The following is a 25,487-nucleotide window of genomic DNA, read 5'->3' on the forward strand; positions in this document are numbered from 1 at the left end:
CTCGCGCTCCCCAAAAGGGGAGCGGCGAGGCGCGGGTCAGGAGCGCTGCTTGACCTGCTTCTCGAAGCGCTCGAGCAGTTCGTTGCCGCGCTTGACGATGGCGTCCAGGGCGTCCTTCGGCTCCTTCTTGCCGGCCCACACCTGCTCGAGTTCCTCGTCCTCGATGGTGCGGATCTGCACGTAGTTGCCCAGGCGGATGCCGCGCGACTTGTCGGTGGTCTTGCGGATCATCTGGTTGACCGCCGTGTCCGTGCCGGGGTTCTGCTTGTAGAAGCCCGAGTCCTCGGTCAGCTTGAACGAGGCCAGGGTCACCGGCAGGTAGCCGGTGCGCTTGTGGCTGGCCGACTGCACTTCGGGGTTGGACAGGTAGTCGAAGAACGCGGCGATGCCCTTGTACTCCTCGGGCTTCTTGCCGGCCATGACCCACAGGCTGGCGCCGCCGATCACGGTGTTCTGCGGCGCGCCGGGCACGTCGGGGTAGTAGGGCAGGGGCGCGACGGCGTACTTGAACTTGGCGTTCTTGGCCACGTTGCCGTAGAAGCCCGACGACGTGGTGATCATCGCGCACTCGCCGGAGACGAACGTGCCTTCGGCGGTGTTGTTGCGGCCCTTGTAGACGAACAGGCCGGTCTTGGCCATGTTGGCCAGGTTCTCGATGTGGCGCACGTGCAGCGGCGAGTTCACGACCAGGCGCGCGTCGGGGCCGTCCAGGCCGTTGCGCTTGGTGGCCAGCAGCGTGTTGTGCCAGGTGGAGAAGCTCTCCAGCTGGGTCCAGCCCTGCCAGCCCAGGGTCAGCGGGCACTTGTGGCCGCTGGCCTTGAGCTTGGCGGCGGCCAGCGCCACTTCCGGCCAGGTGGACGGCAGCTTGTTGGTGTCCAGGCCGGCCTTCTCGAAGGCGTCCTTGTTGATGTAGAAGACCGTCGTCGAGCTGTTGAACGGGAAGCTCATCATCTGGCCGTTGGGCGCCGTGTAGTAGCTGGCGACGGCCGGGATGTAGGCGGCGGGATCGAACTTCTTGCCGGCGTCCTGCATCACCTTGGTGACCGGCACGATGGCGTTCTTGCTGGCCATCATGGTGGCCGTGCCCACTTCGAACACCTGCAGGATGTGCGGCGCGTTGCCGGCGCGGAACGCGGCGATGGCGGCGGTCATGGACTCGTCGTAGCTGCCCTTGTAGACGGGCACGACCTTGTAGTCCTTCTGCTTGGCGTTGAAATCCTTGGCGAGGTCGTTGACCCACTCGTTGTTCACGGCGGTCATCGAGTGCCACCACTGGATTTCGGTCTGCGCGTGCGCCGCCAGCGAACAGGTCGCGGCGAGAACGAGCGCGGAAAGCTTCATCTTCATTGGATCTCCTGGGGGATGGGAATGCGGTCCCGGGGGCGGGACTCTACAGTCGATTTGTGACAAGCGATTAGACAGGACTGCGGCAGGCCCAACCACGGTGCTTTCCATGATTTCGCGCGCCGGGCCATCTTCTCGCGTCCCCGGCGCCGCAGGGGCTTGTTGCACTGCGGTAACATCCCCCGTCAGCCGCCCTGCAATCGTTCGGCTGACGCCGCGCCCCGGCCGCGCCGGGGCGGAAACCGCAACGATGAACGCACCGACCAAGATCGACCAGCTGCTGGTGGCCGCTTCCGGCGAAGCGCCGCGGCTGCGCGAGATCCCCTACAACTACACCTCGTTCTCCGACCGGGAGATCGTCATCCGCCTGCTGGGCCCGCGCGCCTGGGAACTGCTGGGGCGGCTGCGCGACGAGCGCCACACCGGCCGGTCCGCCCGCATGCTGTACGAGGTGCTGGGCGACATCTGGGTCGTGCAGCGCAACCCGTACCTGCAGGACGACCTGCTGGACAACCCGGGCCGCCGCAAGCTGCTGGTGGAAGCGCTGCACCACCGCCTGACCGAGATCGAGAAGCGCCGCACGCCGCAGGACGACCCCGAGCGCGACGCGCTGGTGGGCGACCTGCTGTCCGACGCGCGCCGCGCCGTCGCCGCCTTCGACCAGGGCTTCCGCGACACGGCCGACCTGCGCAAGCGGGCGCAGCGCGTTCTGCGTCGGCATACCGCGAAAGACAACATCAAGTTCGACGGGCTGTCGCGTGTGTCGCACGTCACCGATGCTACCGACTGGCGCGTGGAATACCCGTTTGTCGTACTAACGCCGGACACGGAGGCCGAGATGGCCGCCCTGGTCCGGGCCTGCATCGAACTGGAACTGACCATCATCCCGCGCGGCGGCGGCACCGGCTACACCGGCGGCGCGATCCCGCTCACCTGGAAGAGCGTGGTCATCAACACCGAGAAGCTCGAGGCGATGAGCGAGGTGGAGCAGGTGGTCATCCCCGGCCACGACGGCCCCATTCCCACGGTGTGGACCGAAGCCGGCGTGGTCACCCAGCGCGTGGCCGACGCGGCCGAGCGCTCGGGTTTCGTGTTCGCGGTCGACCCGACTTCGGCCGAGGCGTCATGCATCGGCGGGAACATCGCGATGAACGCAGGCGGCAAGAAGGCCGTGCTGTGGGGCACCGCGCTGGACAACCTGGTGTCCTGGCGCATGGTCACGCCGCAGGCCGAGTGGCTGGAAGTCACCCGCCTGGACCACAACCTGGGCAAGATCCACGACGCCGAGGTCGCCACCTTCGAGCTGCGCTGGTTCGCCGCCGACGGCCGCACCGAACTGCGCAAGGAAAAGCTCGCCATCCCCGGCCCGGCTTTCCGCAAGGAAGGCCTGGGCAAGGACGTCACCGACAAGTTCCTCTCGGGCCTGCCGGGCATCCAGAAGGAAGGCTGCGACGGCCTGATCACCAGCGCGCGCTGGGTGGTGCACCGCATGCCCAGCCACACGCGCACCGTGTGCCTGGAATTCTTCGGCAACGCCAGGGACGCGGTGCCCAGCATCGTGGAGATCAAGGACTTCATGTTCGCCGAGAAGGAGCGCAGCGGCGTCCTTCTCGCCGGCCTGGAGCACCTGGACGACCGCTACCTGCGCGCGGTGGGCTACACCACCAAGTCGCGCCGCGGCGGCCTGCCCAAGATGGTGCTGGTCGGCGACATCGTCGGCGACGACCCCGACGCGGTGGCGCGCGCCACCTCGGAAGTGGTGCGCATCGCCAACTCGCGCAGTGGCGAGGGCTTCATCGCCATCAGCCCCGAGGCGCGCAAGAAGTTCTGGCTGGACCGCAAGCGCACCGCCGCCATCAGCAAGCACACCAACGCCTTCAAGATCAACGAGGACGTGGTGATCCCGCTGCCGCGGATGGCCGAATACACCGACGGCATCGAGCGCATCAACATCGAGCTGTCGCTGGTCAACAAGATCAAGTTGGCCAACGAACTGGAAGCTTTCTTCCAGCGCGGCAACCTGCCGCTGGGCAAGCTGGACGACGCCAACGAGATCCCGTCGGCGGAGCTGCTGGAAGACCGCGTGCAGCAGGCGCTGGCGCTGATCCGCGACGTGCGCGGCCAGTGGCAGTCGTGGCTGGACGGCGTCGAGACAATGTTCCCGCAACTGCAGGACCATTCGCTGCGCGCCAGCTGGAAGACGCAGATCCGCGCGCCACTGCAGCAGGTCTTCTCGGGCTCGGCGTTCGGGCCGCTGCTGGCGGAAGTGCAGGCCATCCACAAGCGCGTGCTCAAGGGCCGCGTGTGGGTCGCGCTGCACATGCATGCCGGCGACGGCAACGTGCACACCAACATCCCGGTCAACAGCGACGACTACGAGATGCTGCAGGCCGCGCACGGCGCGGTGAAGCGCATCATGGCGCTGGCCCGCTCGCTGGACGGCGTGATCTCGGGCGAGCACGGCATCGGCATCACCAAGCTGGAGTTCCTCACCGACGAGGAGCTCGGCCCGTTCGCCGACTACAAGGCCAGGGTCGATCCCGAAGGGCGTTTCAACCACGGCAAGCTGCTGCGGCCTTCGACCCAGCAGGGCCCGATGTCGCTGTACGCGGACCTGACCAACGCCTACACGCCCAGCTTCGGCCTGATGGGGCACGAGTCGCTGATCATGCAGCAGTCGGACATCGGCGCCATCGCCGATTCCATCAAGGACTGCCTGCGCTGCGGCAAGTGCAAGCCGGTGTGCGCCACGCACGTGCCGCGCGCCAACCTGCTGTACAGCCCGCGCAACAAGATCCTGGCCACCTCGCTGCTGGTGGAGGCTTTCCTGTACGAGGAGCAGACGCGCCGCGGCGTGTCCATCAAGCACTGGCAGGAGTTCGAGGACGTGTCGGACCACTGCACGGTCTGCCACAAGTGCGCGAACCCGTGCCCGGTGAAGATCGACTTCGGCGACGTGTCGATGAACATGCGCAACCTGCTGCGCAAGATGGGGCAGAAGACGTTCCGCCCCGCGCAGGCGGCGGGCATGTTCATGCTCAACGCGACCAACCCGGACACCATCAAGCTGGCCCGCACGGCGCTGGTGGACATCGGCTTCAAGGCGCAGCGGCTGGGCAACGACCTGCTGCGCGGCTTCGCCCGCAAGCAGGTGACGCTGCCGCCGTCGACGCACGAGCGGCCGGCGGTGAAAGAGCAGGTCATCCACTTCATCAACAAGAAGCTGCCGGGCGGGCTGCCGAAGAAGACGGCGCGGGCGCTGCTGGACATCGAGGACAAGGACTACGTCCCCATCATCCGCGACCCCAGGGCCACCACGTCGGAGACGGAGGCGGTGTTCTATTTCCCCGGCTGCGGCTCGGAGCGCCTGTTCTCGCAGGTGGGCCTGGCCACGCAGGCGATGCTGTGGCACGCCGGCGTGCAGACCGTGCTGCCGCCCGGCTACCTGTGCTGCGGCTACCCGCAGCGCGGCGCGGGCCAGTTCGACAAGGCCGAGAAGATCATCACGGACAACCGGGTGCTGTTCCACCGCGTGGCCAACACGCTGAACTACCTGGACATCAAGACCGTGGTGGTCAGCTGCGGCACCTGCTACGACCAGCTGCAGGGCTACGAGTTCGACAAGATCTTTCCCGGCTGCCGCATCGTGGACATCCACGAGTACCTGCTGGAGAAGGGCATCAAGCTCGACCCTTCGGCGGGCTCGGGGGGAACGGCTTATCTGTACCACGACCCCTGCCACACGCCGATGAAGCTGCAGGAGCCGATGAAGACCGTGAAGGCGCTGGTGGGCGACGCGGTGCGCAAGACCGAGCGCTGCTGCGGCGAATCGGGCACCTTCGGCATCACGCGGCCGGACATCTCCACCCAGGTGCGTTTCCGCAAGGAAGAGCAGCTGCGCATGGACGAAGCCGCGCTGCGCGAAGCCGGCGCCGTCGGCCCCAAGGACAACATCAAGGTCCTCACCAGCTGCCCCAGCTGCCTGCAGGGCCTGTCCCGTTACAGCCACGACCTGCAGAACGGCCTGCTGGAAGCCGACTACATCGTGGTGGAGATGGCCAACCGCATCCTGGGCGAGAACTGGATGCCGGAATACGTGCACGCCGCCAACGCGGGCGGCATCGAACGCGTCCTCGTCTGAACGCCGGTGGCTTCCCTCGCGGGAGCCACCGGGCCGTGAATTCCTCACACTCGCGCAGGCCGCCCCGGGCGGCCCGTCACCAGGTCCGAGCTCGACAGCGTGTATAACCCAAGGCTGTAAGTAGGGGTAACTGAGGCCGGAGGGTTCATGGGCGCGCGGACGAATGCGATGAGACGGGCTGGCTGGGCACTGGCGGCGGTGTTGGCCGCCAGTGCCGGCACGGCCTGGGCCCAGGTGGGCGAAGTGGAATTCGCCCGCGGCGTGGGCTTCGCCCAGACGCCGGGGCAGGCGCCGCGCACTTTGGGCAAGGGCCTGCCGCTGAAGGAAGGCGACCGCCTGACCACCGCCGACGGCGCTTCGGCGATCGTGAAGCTGGAGGACGGCACGCGCATGACGGTGCGCCCGAACTCCGAGCTCGTCATCTCCCAGTACCAGTTCAAGGAGAACTCGCCGGACAACAGCATGCTGCTGCAGATGGTCCGCGGGGGCTTCCGCGCCGTCACCGGCCTGATCTCCAAGGCTTCGCCCAACGCCGCCAAGGTGCAGACCAGCACCGCCACCATCGGCATCCGCGGCACCGACTTCGACGCGCGCATCTGCAACCGCGACTGCGCCGCCGAATCACAGAAGGTGGCCGAGGCCGCGCGGCCCAACGCCGTGCTGGCCAGCGCCAAGGTGGTGCAGGCCACGGGCGAGATGTACGCGGTGGACGCGAACAACCAGCGCCGCCGCCTGGTGGAAGGCGGCAGCGTCTACCCCGGCGACGTGATCGAGACCGCGGCCGGCACGCGCGCGGTCATCGCCTTCCGCGACGACACCCGGCTGACGCTGGGCCCGAGCACGCGGTTCCGCGTCGACAACTTCGTCTACGACGAACAGAACGCCGGCGAGGGCCGCTTCTTCGCTTCGCTGCTGCGCGGCTCCGTGCGCGCGCTGACGGGCCTGATCGCCAAGGCCAACAACCGCAACGTCGGCTTTTCCACCGCGACGGCCACCATCGGCATCCGCGGCACCGGCTTCGACATGACCTGCGGCGACACCTGCACGCTGTACACGTGGCTGGGGTCGATCGTGGTCACGCCGCAAGGCCAGACCGCGCTGCAGGTGCTGCAGTCCGGCCAGGGCCTGGCGATCTCGCCCACCGGCGGCATCACCGCGATCTCCGCGCCGCCGGCCATGGACGGCCCGCGACCGGACACCGTCACCGTGCCGCCCAAGCTGTTCTCCAAGGACAGCGTGCCCGAAGGCCAGGACGGCCTGTACGTCTTCGTGCGCGACGGCCACATCGAGGTGGACACCGTCACCGGCGAGAAGCTGCACATGGGCAGGGGCGAAGCGGGCTTCGCCAGCAACAGCGGCGAAGTGGGCCGGCCATCGACCATCCCGCGGTTCCTCTCGGGCGACAGGACGCCAATGCCGGACAGCAGGAACCTGAACCTCAAGACCGTGCTGGACGACATCAACTTCAAGGAAAAGAAGACCTGCAGCTGAAGCCCGTGAGCGGGGCGGCGGCTAACAGTGACAAGACGTAACGCGGCTGAGACAATGCCGCGCACACTGGCATAGAGGGGCGAGAGGACATGGACAAGGGCAATCGCGCGCGCCCGGCGCCGCTGCGAAGCGGGCGTGCTGCGCCCACCGTGCTGGCGTTGGCGCTGGCGGCCGGATTCGGGCCCGCGCTGGCCCAGCAGGCACCCGCGGCTGCGGCGCCGCTGGCGTCCGCACCCGAGCCGAAGTTCGGCATCAAGGGCTTCCAGGTCACCGGCGACAACCCGCTCGACGCGGCCGAGACCGCGCGCATCCTGGCGCCTTTCGTGCGCCCGGACGCCACCATGACCAGCCTGCAGCAGGCCACCGCGGCGCTGGAGAACGCGCTGAAGGCGCGCGGCTACGGGCTGCACCGCGTGTCGCTGCCGCCGCAGGAAGTGGGCGACACCGTGCGCCTGGAGATCGTGCATTTCGCCGTCAGCAAGGTCGGCATTGAAGGCGCGAAGATCTACGGCGCCGACAACATCCGCCGCAGCGTGCCCGAGCTGCAGGAAGGCCGCGCGCCCAACTTCAAGCGCCTGGCCGTCCAGACGGCCATCGCCAACGAGAACCCGAACAAGCAGGTGCAGGTGGGCATCAAGGAAGGCGACGAGCCCGACAAGATCGACGCCACCATCACGGTCAAGGAAGAGAAGCCCTGGAACGTCGGCCTGAGCGCGTCCAACACCGGCTCGCCTTCCACCGGCCGCGACCGCTTCACCGTCGCCGGCACGCACACCAACCTGTTCGACCGCGACCACCAGTTCACGGGCGCGTACACCACGTCGCTGGACCGCATGTCCGACGTCAGGCAGCTGGGCCTGGCCTACCGCGTGCCGCTGTACGAGCTGGGCGGCGTCATCGGCGCCAGCTACACGCGCTCGGACGTGGTCGGCAGCTTCGGCGCCTTCACCAGCACCGGCGCGGGCCACACTTTCGGCGTCAGCTACACGCACTACCTGCCGCCCGAAGGCGGCCGCCGCTCGTACGTGGCCGTGAGCTACGACGACAAGGTCTTCAAGGCGGCGCGCATCAACGACGTCGTCATCCCCGGCGCGCTGGACCGCCGCAGCTCGCCGCTGGCCATCGGCTACACCGCGCGCACCGAGTCCGACAAGGCGGTCTGGGGCTACGACGTCACGCTGGCGATGAACACCGGATCCGGCCGCGCCAACGACCTGCTCAGCTACCAGAGCGAAGACCCGCGCGTCGAGACTGTGCACTGGAAGGCGCTGCGCGGCGGCTTCAACTGGGCCGCGCCGCTGGCCGACAAGTGGCTGGTTTCGTTTCGCGGCAACTGGCAGTACAGCCCCGACGTGCTGATCTCGGGCGAGCAGTTCGGCCTGGGCGGCACCGGCTCCGTGCGCGGGACGGCCATCGAGCGGCCGCTGTCCGCCGACAAGGGCCTGTTCGGCTCGCTGGAAGTGAGCACGCCCGAACTGGCGCCCGGCCTGCGCGCGGTCGGCTTCCTGGATGCCGGCTTCCTCTGGAACAACAACCCCAACGGCCTGACCAAGCCGGGCAGCGACCAGCTCACCAGCATCGGCGCCGGCCTTCGCTACGCGTCGGGCCCGTGGGTGGCATCGATCGAATACGGCCGCCTGCTGAACTCCAGCAAGGTGCCGCTGGCGCTGAACGCCGCCTCGCCCCAGCGCGGCGACGACAAGCTGTACGTGAACGTCGGCGTCCGGTTCTGATCCAATCCTGCTCATGGCAGGACTGAAACCCGGCGCGCCCGCGCCCCAGGCAATCACCGTGCACGGCCAGTCGCGCGTGCTGGAAATCGCGTTCAGCGACGGCGCGGTGTTCCGCATCCCGTTCGAACTCATGCGCGTGTACTCGCCCTCGGCCGAGGTGAAGGGGCACGGCCCCGGCCAGGAGGTGCTGCAGACCGGCAAACGCGAAGTGGGGCTGCTGGGCCTGGACCCGGTCGGCAACTACGCCGTGCAGCCGCGCTTTTCCGACGGCCACGACAGCGGCATCTTTTCCTGGGACTACCTCTACCACCTGGGCTCGCAGCAGGCGCGGCTGTGGGCCGACTACGAACGCCGCCTGGCCGAAGCCGGCGTGGACCGCGACGCGCCGATGGCGGCCGCGGGCGGCGGCGCCTGCGGCCACCACCACTGACGGGTCTCTTGTCCGGCAGCCGGTGAATGCCCCTACCATCGGGGCATGAGCAGCACGCATTTCGGCTACGAAACCGTCGACGAGCGCGACAAGGCGCGGCGCGTGCGCGGTGTGTTCGATTCCGTGGCGCCGCGCTACGACGTGATGAACGATCTGATGTCGTTCGGCCTGCACCGCGCGTGGAAGGCGTACACGGTGCTGGTGGCCAACCCCAAGCCTGGCTGGCAGGTGCTGGACATCGCCGGCGGCACGGGCGACCTGGCCCGTGCTTTCGCGCGCAAGGTCGGCCCCACCGGCCGCGTGGTCCACACCGACATCAACGAAGCCATGCTGCGCACCGGCCGCGACCGGCTGCTGGACGAAGGCGTGGTGCTGCCCACGCTGGTGTGCGACGCCGAGAAGCTGCCGTTCCCCGACAAGCATTTCGACCTGGTCACGGTGGCCTTCGGCTTGCGCAACATGACGCGCAAGGAGGAGGCGCTGGCCGAGATGCACCGCGTGCTCAAGCCCGGCGGCAAACTGCTGGTGCTGGAATTTTCCAAGGTCGCCAAGCCGCTCACGTCCGCCTACGACTGGTACTCGTTCCGCGTGCTGCCGCGGCTGGGCCAGGCGGTGGCCGGCGACTCGGCCAGCTATCGCTACCTGGCCGAGTCCATCCGCATGCACCCGGACCAGGAAACGCTCAAGACCCTGATGCACAAAGCGGGTTTCGGACACGTGGATTACCACAACCTCACCGGTGGGGTGGTGGCGCTCCATGTTGGAATCCGCTGCTGAACCCCCACCTGCGTAGCTGTACGACAACCAAGCCCGGAGACGATCGATGAAGCTGTGGACTGCCTTTCTCGTGGCCGCGATGGCCCTGGCCAGCGTGGATGCCGACGCCGCGCGCCGCCTTGGCGGCGGCAAGTCCATCGGCCGCCAGTCCGGCAACGTCACGCAGCGCGAGCAGGCGCAGCGTCCGCCCGCCACGCCGAACAACGCTGGCGCGCAGAACGAGGCGCAGCAATCGGCCAATCGGCCGGCCACGCCCGCCACGCAACCGGCACAGCCCGCGCCCCGGCGTCCGTGGGGCGCGATGCTCGGCGGCCTGGCCGCCGGCCTGGGCCTCGCGTGGCTGGCCAACTCGCTGGGCTTCGGACCGGCGCTGGCCAACATGATGCTGTTCGGCTTGCTGGCCCTGCTGGTGCTGATGGTGGTCGGCTTCGTCATGCGCTCGCGCCGCCCCGCGGGCGCCGGCGGCATGGCTTACTCCGGCGGCCCCGCGCCGGCCGACGTGGCGCGCGAGCCGCGCCAGTACAGCCCCGACAAGGTGGGCAACGACGCTTCCGCGCGCCCCTGGGAGCGCAGCAGCATGGCATTCGAAGCCGGCAAGTTCGGCCAGCAGGCCGCCGCGCCCCGCGTGCAGATCGGTTCCGCGCTGGCGGGCCCGCAGAACTGGGGCGTGCCCGAAGGCTTCGACATGGCCGGCTTCGTCGCCGCCGCCAAGCGCAACTTCCTGACGCTGCAGGACGCCTGGGACCGCTCGGACATCCCGACGCTGCGCTCGATGATGACCGACGAGATGGTGTCCGAGATCCGGTCCCAGCTGGCCGAACGCGAGCAGCACCTGGACGGCCAGCCGAACAAGACCGACGTCGTGATGCTCGACGCGCAGTTGCTGGGCATCGAGGACCTGGGCGACGCCTACATGGCCAGCGTGGAGTTCTCCGGGATGATCCGCGAGCAGCCCTCGGCCGGCCCCAGCCCCTTCCGCGAAGTCTGGAACATGACCAAGCCGAAGAGCGGCGCCAGCGGTTGGCTGGTGGCGGGCGTGCAGGCGCTCCAATGACGAATGACCGCGGCTGCGCCGCCGATGACAGATGACGGGGGGCCCACGCGGCCCCTTTGTCATTCGTCATCCGCCGCGAAGCGGCACTCGTTTGTCATCAATAATCCGCGGATGGCCACCGGATCCCCCTTTCCCTTCGTGGGCAGCCTGTTCGAAGCCGCCGCGCAGCGGCTGCAGCCGCCGCCGTGGGCGGTGCACGAGGCGCAGCGGCGGCTGGTGCTGCTGCTCAACCACATCCTGCAGCAGGAACCGCAGGCGATGGACCGGCTGCGCCGCCAGGCCGGCCGCGTGGTGGAAGGCCGCTGGCGCATCTTCAACGTGCGGCTGCTCGCCACGCCCGCCGGCCTGCTGGACCTGGCCAGTCCCGCCGCCGCGCCCGATTTGACGCTCACCATCACCGACGAGTCGCCCTGGACGCTGACTCAGGCCGCGCTGCGCGGCGAGAAGCCGCCCGTGCGCGTCGAAGGCGACGTGCAGTTCGCCGCCGAGGTCAACTGGCTGGTCGACCACGTGCGCTGGGACCTGGAAGAAGACGTGGCGCGCATCGTGGGCGACGCGCCCGCGCACGCCATCGGGCAGGCCGCGCGCGCCATGGCCGAGGCGCTGCGCCGCTTCCTGCCCGCGCGCCCGCCCGGCGAGGAAACGCCGTCCGCGCCGCCCGGCCCCGGCGGACACGCATGACGCGGTACCTGCGCGGCGCCTTCATCGTCTGGGTGTTCCTGCGCTACGGGCTCGACGAGCTCGTCCTCAACAGCTTCCAGCGCCCCTGGCTGCACAGCCTGGCGCGCATCCTGTCGTTCGGCCGCCGCCTCGACGCGCCGCGCGGCCAGCGCCTGCGCGAGGCGCTGGAGCGGCTGGGCCCCATCTTCGTCAAGTTCGGCCAGGTGATGTCCACCCGGCGCGACCTGCTGCCGGCCGACGTCGCCGACGAGCTGGCGAAACTGCAGGACCGCGTGCCGCCGTTCGACTCGAAGATCGCCGTGGCCACCATCGAGCGCGCGTTCCGCCGCCCGCTGGACGCCATCTTCGCCAGCTTCGAGCGCGAACCGGTGGCCAGCGCGTCCATCGCCCAGGTGCACTTCGCCACGCTGCGCGACCGGCAGGGCGCCACGCGCGAGGTGGCGGTGAAGGTGCTGCGCCCGGGCATGCTGGGCGTCATCGAGAACGACCTGGCGCTGATGCGCATGATGGCCGGCTGGATGGAGGCCCTGTCGTACGACGCCAAGCGCCTGAAGCCGCGCGAGGTGGTGGCCGAGTTCGACAAGTACCTGCACGACGAGCTGGACCTGCTGCGCGAAGCGTCCAACGCCGCGCAGCTGCGCCGCAACATGACCGGCCTGGACCTGGTGCTGATCCCCGAGATGTTCTGGGACTGGTGTCATCCGGAGGTGATCGTGATGGAGCGCATGTACGGCGTGCCCATCAGCCAGTCCGAGCGCCTGGTGCAGGCCGGCGTCGACCTGCGGCAGCTGGCGCGCGACGGCGTCACCATCTTCTTCACCCAGGTGTTCCGCGACGGCTTCTTCCACGCCGACATGCACCCCGGCAACATCCAGGTGAGCCTGGACCCGGCCACCTTCGGGCGCTACATCTCGCTGGACTTCGGGATCATCGGAACGCTGACCGAGTTCGACAAGGAATACCTGGCGCAGAACTTCAACGCCTTCTTCCGCCGCGACTACAAAAGGGTGGCCGAACTGCACATCGAATCGGGCTGGGTGCCGCCGCACACGCGCGTCGACGAGCTGGAATCGGCCATCCGCGCGGTGTGCGAACCGTACTTCGACCGGCCGCTGAAGGAAATCTCCCTGGGCATGGTGCTGATGCGCCTGTTCCAGACCTCGCGCCGCTTCCACGTGGAGATCCAGCCCCAGCTGGTGCTGCTGCAGAAGACGCTGCTGAACATCGAAGGCCTGGGCCGCGAGCTGGACCCGGACCTGGACCTGTGGGCCACGGCCAAGCCCTTCCTGGAGCGCTGGATGCTGGAGCAGGTGGGCCCGCAGCGGCTGCTGGACGAACTGCGTGACCAGGCGCCGCGCTACGCCAAGCTGCTGCCCGACCTGCCGCGCCTGCTGCACGACTACCTGCGCCGCAAGCCGGACCACGACCGCGGCGAGCTGCAGCAGCTGATCGAGGAACAGCGCCGCACCAACCGGCTTTTGCAAGCTTTTCTCTACGGTGGCGTGGGCTTTGCTCTGGGGCTGCTGGCGATGCAGGTGCTGGTGCGAATCCGACTGTTCTAGCGCGGCCTGCTTCGCTATCATGCGCCCGCGCCGGAGGGGCGCGTCTGCTCAGAGGGGCCGCTGGTGAATTACACGCTGATCACGTTCGTCGTCCTGTACCTGGTCGGCACGCTGGCCATTGGGGCCTGGGCCGGCACCCGCATCAGGAACACTTCCGACTTCGCCGTGGCCGGCCGCAGCCTGCCGCTCATCATGGTGGTGACCACCACCTTCGCCACCTGGTTCGGCGCCGAGACCGTGATGGGCATCCCGGCCAAGTTCGTGCAGGGCGGCCTCAACGCCATCATCGAAGACCCGTTCGGGGCCGGCACCTGCCTGGTGCTGGTGGGCGCGTTCTTCGCCGCCAAGCTTTACAAGCAGAACCTGCTGACCATCGGCGACTTCTACCGCCAGCGCTACGGCAAGGGCGTGGAAGTGTTCTGCTCGGTCGCCATCATCCTCAGCTACCTGGGCTGGGTGGCGGCGCAGATCACCGCGCTGGGCCTGGTGTTCTCCGTGCTTACCAACGGTGCGCTGTCCGAAACCGCCGGCATGATCATCGGCACCCTGGCGGTGCTGGTCTACGTGGTGATCGGCGGCTTCCTGGCCGTGGCCTGGACCGACTTCATCCAGATGATCGTGCTGGTGGTGGGCCTGTCCATCATCGCGGTGTTCTCGGCCGAACTGGCCGGCGGCGCCGGCCACGTCATCGAGCTGGCCAGCAGCAAGGAGCTGTGGAACTTCCTGCCGCCGCCCACCTTCACCGACATCGCCATGTTCGTCGGCGCGGGCCTCACCATGATGCTGGGCAGCATCCCGCAGCAGGACGTGTTCCAGCGCGTGATGTCGGCCAAGGACGCCGCCACCGCCCGCAACGGCGCCATGATCGGCGGCTTCAGCTACATCCTGTTCGCCTTCGTGCCCATGTTCATCGTCACCAGCGCGGTGGTGGTGATGGGCGACCAGGCGGTGGAACTGGTCAAGGGCGAGTACCAGCGCCTCTTGCCCACCTTCGTGCTGACCAAGATGCCGCTGGTGATGCAGATCCTGTTCTTCGGCGCGCTGCTCTCGGCCATCAAGAGCACGTCGTCGGCCACGCTGCTGGCGCCTTCCACCAGCTTCGTCGAGAACATCCTGAAGAACCTGCGCCCGCACATGAGCGACCGCGAGCAGCTGCTGGCCATGCGCGTCACCATCGTCGCCTTCGCCGCCATCGTGCTGGCCTATGCCATCGCGATGAAGGGCACGCCGATCTACGACCTGGTCTCCGCCGCGTACCAGGTGACGCTGGTGGGGGCGTTCGTGCCGCTGGTGTTCGGGCTGTACTGGAAGCGGTCGACCACCCAGGGCGCCATCACGTCCATCGTGGCCGGCATCGCCGTCTGGGTGATCTTTTTCCCGCAGATCAACGAAGAGCTCAGCAAGGCGTTCCCCGGCCAGCTGGCCGGCCTGATCGCCGCCCTGGCGGGCATGGTGGCCGGCTCGCTGATGCCGCAGGTGCTGCGCAATCGCCACGAGCCCCGCGCAGCCCTTCACGCCTGAGGCTGGCCAAGGTGCGGGCCGCCGGGGTTGGTATCCGGCCCGCCGCCTATAATTGAGGGCTTTGCCAACCCGCATCCGCGCTTTCCAGCCATGCCCATCTACGCCTACAAATGCAGCGCCTGCGGCCACGCCAAGGACGTCCTGCAGAAAGTGTCCGATGCGCCGCTGACCACGTGCCCTTCGTGCGGCGCCGAATCGTTCTCCAAGCAGATCACCGCCGCCGGCTTCCAGCTGAAGGGATCCGGCTGGTACGTCACCGATTTCCGCAACGGCGGCGGCGGCAGCGGCAGTTCCACCACCCCCGCCAAGTCGGGCGAGGCTTCTTCGGGCGAAACCAAGTCCGACAAGCCCGCCGACGGCAAGCCGGCCGAGTCTTCGCCCGCCACCAAGACCGACACGCCTTCGGCGTCGGCGGGTGGCTGCGGCGGCTCCTGTGCCTGCCACTGACCGGGACGGCACGAGAAAACCGATGGCCGCCCTGCGCCGATGGCTCTTCGCCGGCCTGCTGGTCATCGCGCCGCTGGCAATCACGCTGTGGGTGCTGCAGTGGATCGTCAACACGCTTGACCAGACGCTGCTGATCCTGCCGGGCGCCTGGCAGCCGGAACACCTGTTCGGCTTCCGCATCCCGGGCCTGGGCGTGCTGCTGGCGCTGGCCATCCTGCTGTTCGTCGGCGCCGTCACCAGCAACTTCATCGGCCGCAAGATCGTGGCGTGGGGCGACGCGGTGCTGAACCGCATCCCCGTGGTGCGGTCCATCTACTCCAGCGTCAAGCAGGTCTCCGACACGCTGTTCTCGCCATCGGGCAACGCCTTCCGCACCGCGGTGCTGGTGGAATGGCCGCGCCCGGGCATGTGGACCATCGCGCTGATCACCGGCTCGCCCGGCGGCGACGTGGTCAACCACCTGCCCGGCGACTTCGTCAGCGTCTACGTGCCGACGACCCCCAACCCCACCGGCGGCTACTTCGTCATCGTGCCCCGCAAGGACTGCGTCGAGCTGCGCATGAGCGTGGACGAAGCGCTGCGCTACGTCATCTCCATGGGCGTGGTCGTTCCGGCCGCGCCCGCGGCGCCCGGCGCCGCGCCGTCGCCGGCGCTGCCCGATCCCGCCGCCATCCGCTGAACCCCGGCGCGCCATGCAGGGCGCGCCCCAAGAACACCTCCGAGGTCCCACATGTCTTCTTCCATCCAGATGCGCACCACGTACAGCGGACTCGTCGACGAGTCGCTGCTTGGCCAGACCGTCCGGCTGTGCGGCTGGGTGAACCGCCGCCGCGACCACGGCGGCGTGATCTTCGTCGACCTGCGCGACCGCGAAGGCTACGTGCAGGTGGTGTGCGACCCCGACCGCCCGGAGATGTTCAAGACCGCCGAAGGCCTGCGCAACGAGTTCTGCATCCAGGTCACGGGCGTGGTGCGCGCGCGCCCGGAAGGCACCACCAACGACGGCCTCAAGAGCGGCAAGATCGAAGTGCTGTGCCATGAGCTGGCGGTGCTCAACGCGTCCGTCACGCCGCCTTTCCAGCTGGACGACGAGAACCTGTCGGAGACCACCCGCCTGATGCACCGCGTGCTGGACCTGCGCCGGCCGTACATGCAGAAGAACATCATGCTGCGCTACAAGGTGGCGATGGAGGTCCGCAAGTTCCTGGACGCCAACGGCTTCATCGACATCGAGACGCCGATGCTGACCAAGTCCACCCCCGAAGGCGCGCGCGACTACCTGGTGCCCAGCCGCGTGCACGACGGCATGTTCTTCGCGCTGCCGCAGTCGCCGCAGCTGTTCAAGCAGCTGCTGATGGTGTCGGGCTTCGACCGTTATTACCAGATCACCAAGTGCTTCCGCGACGAGGACCTGCGCGCCGACCGCCAGCCCGAGTTCACCCAGATCGACGTGGAAACCTCCTTCATGAAGGAGGAAGAGATCCGCACCATGTTCGAAGGCATGATCCGCAGCACCTTCCAGAACGTGCTGGGCATCGACATCGGCGCCTTCCCGGTGATGAAGCACGCCGACGCCATGCGCCTGTACGGCAGCGACAAGCCCGACCTGCGCGTGAAGATGGAATTCACCGAGCTCACCGATGTGATGAAGGACGTGGACTTCAAGGTGTTCTCCGGCCCGGCCAACGCCGAAGACGGCCGCGTGGTGGGCCTGCGCGTTCCCGGCGGCAGCGAGATGCCGCGCAGCGAGATCGACGCGTACACCGAGTTCGTGAAGATCTACGGCGCCAAGGGCCTGGCCTACATCAAGGTCAACGAGAAGGCCAAGGGCCGTGACGGCCTGCAGTCGCCCATCGTGAAGAACCTGCACGACGCCGCCATCAACGCGGTGCTGGAGCGCACCGGCGCGCAGGACGGCGACCTCGTGTTCTTCGGCGCCGACAAGGCCAAGGTCGTGAACGACGCCATCGGCGCGCTGCGCGTGAAGATCGGCCACAGCGAACTGGGCAAGAAGAACGGCCTGCTCGAAGGCGAATGGCGGCCGCTGTGGGTGGTGGACTTCCCGATGTTCGAGTTCGACGAGGAAGGCCAGCGCTGGAACGCCGTGCACCACCCGTTCACCAGCCCCAAGGACGGCCACGAAGACTGGCTGGAAACCGATCCCGGCCGCTGCCTGGCCAAGGCCTATGACGCCGTGCTCAACGGCATCGAACTGGGTGGCGGCTCGGTGCGTATCCACCGCGAGGACGTGCAGAGCAAGGTGTTCCGCGCGCTGAAGATCGGCGCCGAGGAAGCCAAGCTCAAGTTCGGCTTCCTGCTGGACGCGCTGCAGTACGGCGCGCCCCCGCACGGCGGCATCGCCATCGGCCTGGACCGCTTCGTCATGCTGATGACCGGCGCCGAGAGCCTGCGCGACGTCATCGCCTTCCCGAAGACCCAGCGCGCGCAGGACCTGCTGACGCAGGCCCCGGGCCCGGTGGACGAGAAGCAGCTGCGCGAACTGCACATCCGCCTGCGGAATCCGACGCCGGCCTGAGGCGGTTGGCCGACACCCGCCTGGAGCTTCAGCGCGGCAGAATGAAGGGGCACCCTGGTGCCCCTTTTTCATTGCATGGAGCAACCGCGTCCCCACAAGATTCCCCAGTCGGTGCTGGTCGTGATCCACACGCCGGCGCTGGATGTGCTGCTCATCAACAGGGTCGAGCCGGCGCTGTACTGGCAGTCGGTGACGGGCGCGAAGGATTCGGAGGACGAAAGCTTCGAGCAGACGGCGATCCGTGAAGTCTTCGAAGAGACGGGCATCAACTGCGGCGGTGGCACCGCGCTGCATGCCGACCTCATCGACTGGGGCCTGGAGAACGTCTACGAGATCTACCCGCGCTGGCGCTCGCGCTACGCCCCCGGCGTGACGCACAACACCGAACACGTGTTCGGCCTGCGGGTGCCCGAAGGCACGCCGGTCACGCTGAACCCGCGCGAGCACACGGCGTGGCAATGGCTGCCCTGGCGCGCCGCGGCCGATGCCTGCTTCTCGCCTTCCAACGCCGAAGCGATCCTGTTGCTGCCAGAATTCTCGCGATGACGGTGCTCAGGGTCGCCACGTACAACATCCACAAGGGCGTGCAGGGGTTCGGGCCGGCGCGGCGGCTGGAGATCCACAACCTCGGCCATGCGGTTGAGACGCTGGATGCCGACGTCGTGTGCCTGCAGGAAGTGCGCAAGCTGCACCGTCGCGAGGAACGCTACTTCACCCGCTGGCCCGAGCTGCCCCAGGCCGAGTTCCTGTGCCCCGAAGGCTACGCCGCGGTGTACCAGACCAACGCGACCACGCGCCACGGCGAGCACGGCAACGCGCTGCTGTCGCGCTGGCCCATCGTGTCGCACGGGCACGAGGACATGTCGGACCACCGCTTCGAGCAGCGCGGGCTGCTGCACGTGCAGGTGCAGGTGGACGGCCGCGAGATCCACGTGATCGTGCTGCATCTGGGCCTGATCGCGGCCAGCCGCGTGCGGCAGGTGGAGCAGCTGGGGCGCTACGTCACGCGCGAGATCCCGCGCCGCGCGCCGCTGGTGGTGGCGGGCGACCTGAACGACTGGGGCGGCAAGCTGCGTCCCCACATGCACGCGCTGGGCCTGAAAGACCTGGTGGACGAGAGGGCGCGCACCTACCCGTCGCGCCTGCCGCTGACGCAGCTGGACTACGTCTACGCGCGCGGGCTGAAGCCCGTGTCCATCGAGATCCCGCGCGGGCGCGTGTGGGGGCAGATGTCGGACCACCTGCCCCTGATCGCCAAGTTCCGGATCTAGGCGGCATGGCCCACCGAAGCATCCCGCTGCGCGCCGGCCACACGCTGCACCTGCTGGAAGGCAGCCGCGAGTACTTTCCCGCGCTGATCGCCGCCATCGATGCCGCGCGGCAGGAAGTCTGGCTGGAGACCTACATCTTCGACTTCACCGCCAGTGGCGCGGACGTGGCCTACGCGCTGGAGCGCGCGGCGCGCCGCGGCGTGAACGTGCGCGTGGTGGTCGACGGCTTCGGCACCGCCGAGCTGCCGCCCGCGTGGAAGCTGCGCCTCACCGCGGCGGGCGTGGACTGGCGCGTGTTCGCGCCGCCGGGCCGGCTGGGCGTGCTGTGGCCCGGCAACTGGCGGCGGCTGCACCGCAAGCTGGTGCTCATCGACGCGCAGCTGGCGTTCTGCGGCGGCATCAACATCGTCGACGACCTGCACGACCCCAACCACGGCGCGCTGGACGCGCCGCGGCTGGACTTCTCGGTGCAGGTGACGGGCCCGCTGGTGCGCGACGTGCGCGACACCATGCTGCGGCTGTGGCAGCGCCGCACCTTCCGCGAGCTGCGCCACGACATGCTGGCCGGCTCGCTGGTGACGGTGCGCCGCAGGGCGGCGCCGCCGCCCGAAGAACCGGCCTCGGAATCGGCCCGCGCCGCGCTGGTACTGCGCGACAACTTCCGCTTCCGCGCCGACATCGAGCGGGCCTACCTGCGCGCCATCGGCCGCGCGCGCGAAGAGGTGATCATCGGCAACGCCTACTTCGTGCCGGGCCACCGCATGCGGCGCGCGCTGGAGCTGGCGGCGCGCCGCGGCGTAAAGGTGGTGCTGCTGCTGCAGGGCCGGTACGAATACTTCATGCAGTTCTACGCCACGCGGCCGGTGTACGGCTCGCTGCTGCGCGCGGGCGTGAGCATCCACGAGTACGCGCCCAGCTTCCTGCACGCCAAAGTGGCGGTGATCGACGGCCGCTGGGCCACCGTAGGCTCGTCCAACCTCGACCCGCTGAGCCTGCTGCTGGCACGCGAAGCCAACGTGGTGATCGAAGACGAGGCATTCGCGCAGGCCCTGCGCGCGCGCCTGCTGCAGGCCGTGCAGGAAGGGCAGGGCATGGCGGCCGACCAGTACGCGCAGCGACCCTTGCGCCAGCGCGTTCTGGAACGCATCGCCCAGGCGCTGATGCGGCTGGCGCTGGCGGTGCAGGGCAAGCGCACCTACTGGTGAGCGCATGGCGCAGCCCGGCGACCTCGTCATCCAGCGGCCCGAAGGGCTGTACTGCCCGCCGGGTGATTTCTACATCGATCCCTGGCGGCCGGTGGCGCGCGCCGTCATCACGCACGCGCACGCCGACCACGCACGGTACGGCCACGGGCATTACTTGGCCGCCGCGCCTGCCGAAGGCGTTCTGCGCTCGCGGCTTGGTGACATCCACCTGCAGACGCTGCCGTATGGCGAGGCGATCGAGCACCACGGCGTGCGCCTGTCGCTGCACCCGGCGGGCCACGTGCTGGGCTCGGCGCAAGTGCGGCTGGAGCACGCCGGCCGCGTGTGGGTGGCCAGCGGCGACTACAAGGTGGCGCCGGACCGCACGTGCGCGCCGTTCGAGCCGGTGCGCTGCGACGTCTTCATCACCGAATCGACCTTCGGCCTGCCCATCTACCGCTGGCGTCCCGACGACGAGATCTTCGCGGACATCAACGCGTGGTGGTCCGCCAACGTGCTTGCGGGCCGCGCCAGCGTGCTGGCCTGCTACAGCTTCGGCAAGGCGCAGCGCATCCTGAGCGGCGTGGACCCGAGCATCGGGCCCATCGTCGTGCACGGCGCGGTGCGGCCGTTGAACGACGCGTACCGTGCCGCGGGCGTGCCGCTGCCCGAAACGCAGATGGTCACCGAGGTGATGGACCGCGCCGACCTGCGCCGCGCGCTGGTGCTGTGCCCGCCGAGTGCCGTCGCCAGCACCTGGCTGCGCCGCTTCGGCGACACCAGCACCGCCTTCGCCAGTGGCTGGATGCAGCTGCGCGGCGCGCGCCGCCGCGGCGGCTACGACCGCGGCTTCATCCTCTCCGACCACGCCGACTGGCCCGGCCTGCTGGGCGCCATCGGCGCAACTGGTGCGCAGCGCGTGATCGTCACGCACGGCAGCGTGCCGGTGATGGTTCGCTACCTGCAGGAACAGGGGCTGGAGGCGGAAGGGTTCGAGACGGAGTACGGCGACGACGTGGTGGAGGCGGACGCGGCGGCAGCACAGGAACCGGCCGCATGAAGCAGTTCTCCCGCCTCTTCGCCGAACTGGACGCCACCACGTCCACCAACGCCAAGGTGGATGCGCTGCAGCGCTACTTCGCCGCGGCCGCGCCGGCGGATGCGGCGTGGGCGGTGTATTTCCTGGCGGGCGGCAAGCCACGGCAGGTGATGAACATGACCCTCCTCGCGCAGCTGGCGTGCGAGGAAGCGGGCATCGAGCCCTGGCTGTTCGACGAGTGCTACCAGGCCGTGGGCGACTTGGCCGAGACCATCGCCCACGTGCTTCCGCAGGCGGCCGAGACTTCCAACGTGGGCCTGGCCGAGTGGGTGGAGCAACGCCTGCTGCCGCTGCGCGGCCTGCCGCCCGAGGAGATCTCGCAGCGTGTGCGCGCATGGTGGCGCGAGCTGGATGACCAGGGCCGCTTCCTGCTCACCAAGCTGATCGGCGGCGGCTTCCGGGTCGGCGTGAGCAAGCTGCTGGTGCAGCGCGCGCTGGCCGCCCACACCGGCATCGACGCCAAGCGGCTGGCGCAACGCATGATGGGCTACACCGATGGCAAGGTGGTGCCTTCGGCTGAACGCTTCGCCGCGCTGGTGGCGCAGGAAGAAGAGGGCATGGACAGCCTGGTGGACCCGGGCCAGCCGTACCCGTTCTTCCTCGCGCACCAGCTCGATGGCACGCCCGAGACTTTCGCACCGCGCCTCGGTCCGGTGGCGGACTGGCAGGTGGAGTGGAAGTACGACGGCATCCGCGGCCAGGTGGTGAAGCGCCAGGGCCAGGTGTGGGTGTGGTCGCGCGGCGAGGAACTGGTGACGGAGCGCTTCCCCGAGATCGTGGCGCTGGCGCAAGGCCTGCCCGATGGCACGGTGCTGGATGGCGAGATCCTGGTGTGGCAAGAGCCCGCGCCCGACGATCCGGCGCCGTTCCACTCGACGCTGGCCGGCCGTCCTGCGCCGTTCGCGCTGCTGCAGCAACGCATCGGCCGCAAGACGCTGACGAAGAAGGTGCTGGCGGATGCGCCGGTGACGTTCATGGCGTACGACCTGCTGGAGGAAGGCGGCGTGGACTTGCGGGATCGTCCGCAACGCGAGCGGCGCGGGCGTCTCGAATCGCTGCTGGCCGGCACGCGCATCATGCTGTCGCCGGTGGAGTCCGCCGGCAGCTGGCTGGACTTCGCCTGCCTGCGCGCCCGCTCACGCGAACTGGGCGTCGAAGGCTTCATGCTCAAGCGCCTGGACGCCGCCTACGGCACGGGCCGCACCAAGGCCGACGGCCTGTGGTGGAAGTGGAAGATCGATCCCATGACCGTGGACTGCGTGCTGATCTACGCGCAGGCCGGCCACGGCCGCCGCGCCTCGGTCTACACCGACTACACCTTCGCCGTCTGGAACCGCGCGCCGGCCGACGCGGCGGAAGCCGAAGCCGTCCTCGAAGCCATCGCCCGCAAGGAGCCGCCGCAGCCCGGCGCGCTGCAGCTGGTGCCGTTCGCGAAGGCGTACTCCGGTCTCACCGACGAGGAGTTCCGGCAGGTCGACGCCATCATCCGCCGCAGCACCATCGAGAAGTTCGGGCCGGTGCGCAGCGTGAAACCATCGCTCGTGTTCGAGCTGGGGTTCGAAGGGATCAACCGCAGCTCGCGCCATCGCAGCGGGATCGCGGTGCGGTTTCCTCGCATGCTGCGGATCCGGAGCGACAAGCCGGTCCATGAGGCGGATACGTTGCAGTCTCTTGAGGTGCTGCTCGGGTCGTCCTTCTCTTGATGGTCCGTGTCGTGGCCGGGCCAGGGGGTGGCAGGCCTCCTGCCTCCATGTCCCCCGCGCCGCTAATACGCGGCAGCTCCTCCTTGACTTACGGCAGGAGGCCTGCCACCCCCTGACCCTACCGTGCACGGAACTGGAAAGCCGCCACAGCGCTTGGAGGTGCGTGGCCGCTCGGGCGGCCCCAGGCGATCGCGTGACACCCAAAGAATGGGGAATCGCGCGAGCGCCAAGGCCGCCCGAGCGGCCCGGCACCTCCGCCGCTCAAGAGTGCCTTCCAGCATCGCGCGTTGTAGGGACAGGGTGGGGAGGGTCTCCTGCCGTAAGTCAAGGAGGAGCTACGCCGTTCAGGCGGCGGGGGACATGGAGGCAGGAGACCCTCCCCACCCTGTCCCGGTCACGACGGCGCCTCAAACAAGGCAACAAGGCGGAACACAGGGGAAATAGGCCATTTGTTACCATGCCAGTTCCCATGAAAGCCGACCCGACCCACCAGCTGCAGCCGGCCGCCGACGAAGGCACGCCCGTCTCGGTGAAGATCCGCGAACGGCTGCTGGCCGCGCGCAAGCGCTTCCATTCCAACGACAACATCTCCGAGTTCATCCAGCCGGGCGAACTCGAGGCGCTGCTGGACGAAGTGGAAGTGAAGATGCAGGGCGTGCTGGACAGCCTGGTCATCGACACGCAAAGCGACCACAACACCGGCGACACCGCCCGGCGCGTGGCCAAGATGTACCTGAACGAGGTGTTCCGCGGCCGTTATTCCCGCGCGCCCAGCATCACGGAATTCCCCAACGCCGAGCACCTGAACGAGCTGATGATCGTCGGCCCGATCACCGTGCGCTCGGCCTGCAGCCACCACTTCTGCCCCGTCATCGGCAAGCTGTGGATCGGCGTCATGCCCAACGAGCACACCAACGTCATCGGCCTGTCCAAGTACGCGCGGCTGGCCGAGTGGGTGATGGGCCGGCCGCAGATCCAGGAGGAAGCCGTCGTGCAGCTGGCCGACCTCATCATGGAGAAGACCCAGCCGGACGGCCTGGCCATCGTGATGGAAGCCAGCCACTACTGCATGGCCTGGCGCGGCGTGAAGGACATGGACAGCAAGATGATCAATTCGGTCATGCGCGGCGTGTTCCTGAAGGACGCCACGCTGCGGCGCGAATTCCTGGCGCTGATCCCCAAGCGCAACGGGGGCAACTGACATGCTGGTCCGCCTGCTTTACTGCTCGCGCGCCGTGGACGCCGGCCCGGCGGCCATCGAGTCCATCCTGGCGCAGTCGCGCCAGCACAACCCGGTGAGCGGCATCACCGGCATCCTCTGCTACGGCGACGGCATCTTCCTGCAGTGCATCGAAGGCGGCCGCCTGCAGGTGTCCGACCTGTTCGGCACCATCCAGAAGGACGCGCGCCACAAGGACGTGGCGCTGCTGCATTTCGAGGAAATCTCCGAGCGGCGCTTCGGCGGCTGGTCCATGGGCCAGGTCAACCTGGGCAAGCTCAACCACGCCACGCTGCTGAAGTATTCCGAGAAGCCCGAGCTCGACCCCTACGCCGTCTCCGGCAAGGTGTCGTTCGCGCTGCTGGAAGACCTGGCCGCCACCGCCGCCATCTGCGGGCGGAACTGAGCGCGTGCCGCCCGGCGCGCTTGCGCTCGTCGTCCTCGCCGGACTGATCCACGCCAGCTGGAACATCGCCGCCAAGAAGGCGGGCGGCGACGTGCGCTTCGCCACGCTCACCAGCGTCGTGCTCACCATCGGCTGGGCGCCCGTCGGCGTGTGGCTGGTGGTCAAGCACGTGCCGTCGTTCGGCTGGCGGGAGTGGGCGGTCATCGCCGCCAGTGCCGTGCTGCACCTCGTCTACTACCTCACGCTGCTGCGGGGCTACCGCCGCGCCGATCTCACGGTCGTGTACCCGCTCGCGCGCGGCTCCGGCCCGCTGCTGTCTTCGGCGTGCGCCATCGCGCTGTTCGGCGAACACCTCAGCGCCGCGGGCGCCTTCGGCATCGTGGGCGTGGTGACCGGCGTGTTCCTCATCGCGGGCGGGCCGCGGCTGTGGCGCGGGCCGCATGACCGCGAAGCGCGCGCGCGGCTGCGCAAGGGCATCTCGTACGGCCTCGTCACGGGCGCCTTCATCGCTTCGTACACCGTGGTGGACGGCTACGCGGTGAAGGTGATGCTGATGTCGCCGCTGCTGCTGGAGTACGTGGTCAACGCGCTGCGCCTGCTCATCGTCGTGCCGATGACGGCGCACGACCTGCCCGGGCTGGCGGCGGCGTGGCGCAGCCAGCGCAAGTACATCCTGTTCGTCGGCATGGTCAGCCCGGTGTCGTACGTGCTGGTGCTGTATGCGATGCAGTCGGCGCCGCTGTCGCACGTCGCGCCGGCGCGCGAGGTGTCCATGCTGTTCGCGGCCCTCATCGGCGGGCAGCTGCTGGGCGAGGGCGACCGCTGGTTGCGCCTGGCGGGCGCCGCGCTCATCGCGGCTGGCGTGATGGCATTGGCGATGGGATGAAC

21 protein-coding genes are annotated in these 25,487 nt (G+C 68.7%); 20 read left to right on the plus strand and 1 reads right to left on the minus strand.

The window, feature by feature from the left end; translation table 11 throughout:
• Positions 1-36: 36 nt before the first annotated feature.
• Positions 37-1,347, minus strand: a complete 1,311-nt coding sequence (ugpB, locus tag EZ216_RS09670) for a sn-glycerol-3-phosphate ABC transporter substrate-binding protein UgpB (protein ID WP_135249527.1) — start codon at positions 1,345-1,347, stop codon at positions 37-39.
• Positions 1,348-1,594: 247 nt separating this feature from the next.
• Between ugpB and EZ216_RS09675 the strand changes: the two genes are divergently transcribed.
• From EZ216_RS09675 to EZ216_RS09770, 20 genes are all read left to right on the plus strand, one after another.
• Positions 1,595-5,485 (plus strand): DUF3683 domain-containing protein, encoded by a 3,891-nt coding sequence (locus tag EZ216_RS09675; RefSeq protein WP_135249528.1) that lies wholly within the window; start codon positions 1,595-1,597, stop codon positions 5,483-5,485.
• Positions 5,486-5,653: 168 nt separating this feature from the next.
• The gene (locus tag EZ216_RS09680; protein ID WP_167772866.1) at positions 5,654-6,976 is read left to right on the plus strand and encodes a FecR family protein; all 1,323 of its coding nucleotides are present in this window, start codon (positions 5,654-5,656) and stop codon (positions 6,974-6,976) included.
• Positions 6,977-7,065: 89 nt separating this feature from the next.
• Positions 7,066-8,709, plus strand: coding sequence for a ShlB/FhaC/HecB family hemolysin secretion/activation protein (locus tag EZ216_RS09685; protein ID WP_135249530.1), 1,644 nt, complete (start codon positions 7,066-7,068; stop codon positions 8,707-8,709).
• Between the two features lie 13 nt (positions 8,710-8,722).
• Positions 8,723-9,139, plus strand: a complete 417-nt coding sequence (locus EZ216_RS09690) for a gamma-butyrobetaine hydroxylase family protein (protein ID WP_135249531.1) — start codon at positions 8,723-8,725, stop codon at positions 9,137-9,139.
• Positions 9,140-9,184: 45 nt separating this feature from the next.
• Entirely contained in the window at positions 9,185-9,916 is a 732-nt protein-coding gene (ubiE, locus tag EZ216_RS09695) for a bifunctional demethylmenaquinone methyltransferase/2-methoxy-6-polyprenyl-1,4-benzoquinol methylase UbiE (protein WP_135249532.1), read from the plus strand.
• A 46-nt stretch (positions 9,917-9,962) separates the two neighbouring features.
• A complete protein-coding gene (locus EZ216_RS09700; protein WP_135249533.1) occupies positions 9,963-10,970 on the plus strand; it encodes a TIM44-like domain-containing protein in 1,008 nt (335 codons plus the stop codon).
• A gap of 111 nt (positions 10,971-11,081) precedes the next feature.
• Positions 11,082-11,651: a hypothetical protein gene (locus tag EZ216_RS09705; protein ID WP_135249534.1), complete on the plus strand. Its 570-nt coding sequence runs from the start codon at positions 11,082-11,084 to the stop codon at positions 11,649-11,651.
• Complete coding sequence (ubiB, locus tag EZ216_RS09710; protein ID WP_135249535.1) at positions 11,648-13,213, plus strand: ubiquinone biosynthesis regulatory protein kinase UbiB; 1,566 nt, start codon at positions 11,648-11,650, stop codon at positions 13,211-13,213. Before EZ216_RS09705 ends, ubiB begins: the two co-directional genes overlap by 4 nt.
• Before the next feature lie 63 nt (positions 13,214-13,276).
• Positions 13,277-14,734 carry a high affinity choline transporter 1 gene (locus EZ216_RS09715; protein WP_205959649.1) on the plus strand — a complete coding sequence of 486 codons (1,458 nt, stop codon included), beginning with the start codon at positions 13,277-13,279 and terminating at the stop codon, positions 14,732-14,734.
• Between the two features lie 90 nt (positions 14,735-14,824).
• Complete coding sequence (locus tag EZ216_RS09720; protein ID WP_135249536.1) at positions 14,825-15,181, plus strand: FmdB family zinc ribbon protein; 357 nt, start codon at positions 14,825-14,827, stop codon at positions 15,179-15,181.
• Positions 15,182-15,203: 22 nt separating this feature from the next.
• Positions 15,204-15,860 (plus strand): DUF502 domain-containing protein, encoded by a 657-nt coding sequence (locus EZ216_RS09725; protein ID WP_135249537.1) that lies wholly within the window; start codon positions 15,204-15,206, stop codon positions 15,858-15,860.
• Positions 15,861-15,911: 51 nt separating this feature from the next.
• The gene (gene aspS / locus EZ216_RS09730; RefSeq protein ID WP_135249538.1) at positions 15,912-17,717 is read left to right on the plus strand and encodes an aspartate--tRNA ligase; all 1,806 of its coding nucleotides are present in this window, start codon (positions 15,912-15,914) and stop codon (positions 17,715-17,717) included.
• Between the two features lie 75 nt (positions 17,718-17,792).
• Positions 17,793-18,263, plus strand: a complete 471-nt coding sequence (gene nudB, locus EZ216_RS09735; RefSeq protein WP_135249539.1) for a dihydroneopterin triphosphate diphosphatase — start codon at positions 17,793-17,795, stop codon at positions 18,261-18,263.
• On the plus strand, positions 18,260-18,988 hold the full coding sequence (locus EZ216_RS09740) for an endonuclease/exonuclease/phosphatase family protein (RefSeq protein ID WP_135249540.1): 729 nt from the start codon (positions 18,260-18,262) through the stop codon (positions 18,986-18,988). The genes nudB and EZ216_RS09740 overlap by 4 nt, the downstream gene beginning before the upstream one ends.
• A gap of 5 nt (positions 18,989-18,993) precedes the next feature.
• Positions 18,994-20,193, plus strand: coding sequence for a cardiolipin synthase ClsB (gene clsB / locus EZ216_RS09745; protein WP_135249541.1), 1,200 nt, complete (start codon positions 18,994-18,996; stop codon positions 20,191-20,193).
• Positions 20,194-20,197: 4 nt separating this feature from the next.
• Entirely contained in the window at positions 20,198-21,232 is a 1,035-nt protein-coding gene (locus EZ216_RS09750; protein WP_135249542.1) for a ligase-associated DNA damage response exonuclease, read from the plus strand.
• On the plus strand, positions 21,229-22,974 hold the full coding sequence (locus EZ216_RS09755; RefSeq protein WP_135249543.1) for an ATP-dependent DNA ligase: 1,746 nt from the start codon (positions 21,229-21,231) through the stop codon (positions 22,972-22,974). Before EZ216_RS09750 ends, EZ216_RS09755 begins: the two co-directional genes overlap by 4 nt.
• Positions 22,975-23,443: 469 nt before the next feature.
• Positions 23,444-24,175 carry a GTP cyclohydrolase I gene (gene folE, locus EZ216_RS09760; protein ID WP_135249544.1) on the plus strand — a complete coding sequence of 244 codons (732 nt, stop codon included), beginning with the start codon at positions 23,444-23,446 and terminating at the stop codon, positions 24,173-24,175.
• 1 nt (position 24,176) lies between these two features.
• Positions 24,177-24,599 (plus strand): BLUF domain-containing protein, encoded by a 423-nt coding sequence (locus tag EZ216_RS09765; protein ID WP_135249545.1) that lies wholly within the window; start codon positions 24,177-24,179, stop codon positions 24,597-24,599.
• 4 nt (positions 24,600-24,603) lie between these two features.
• Positions 24,604-25,485: a DMT family transporter gene (locus tag EZ216_RS09770; RefSeq protein WP_135249546.1), complete on the plus strand. Its 882-nt coding sequence runs from the start codon at positions 24,604-24,606 to the stop codon at positions 25,483-25,485.
• The last annotated feature ends 2 nt before the right edge of the window (positions 25,486-25,487 follow it).

This window comes from Ramlibacter humi (genome assembly GCF_004681975.1).
Taxonomy (GTDB): domain Bacteria; phylum Pseudomonadota; class Gammaproteobacteria; order Burkholderiales; family Burkholderiaceae_C; genus Ramlibacter; species Ramlibacter humi.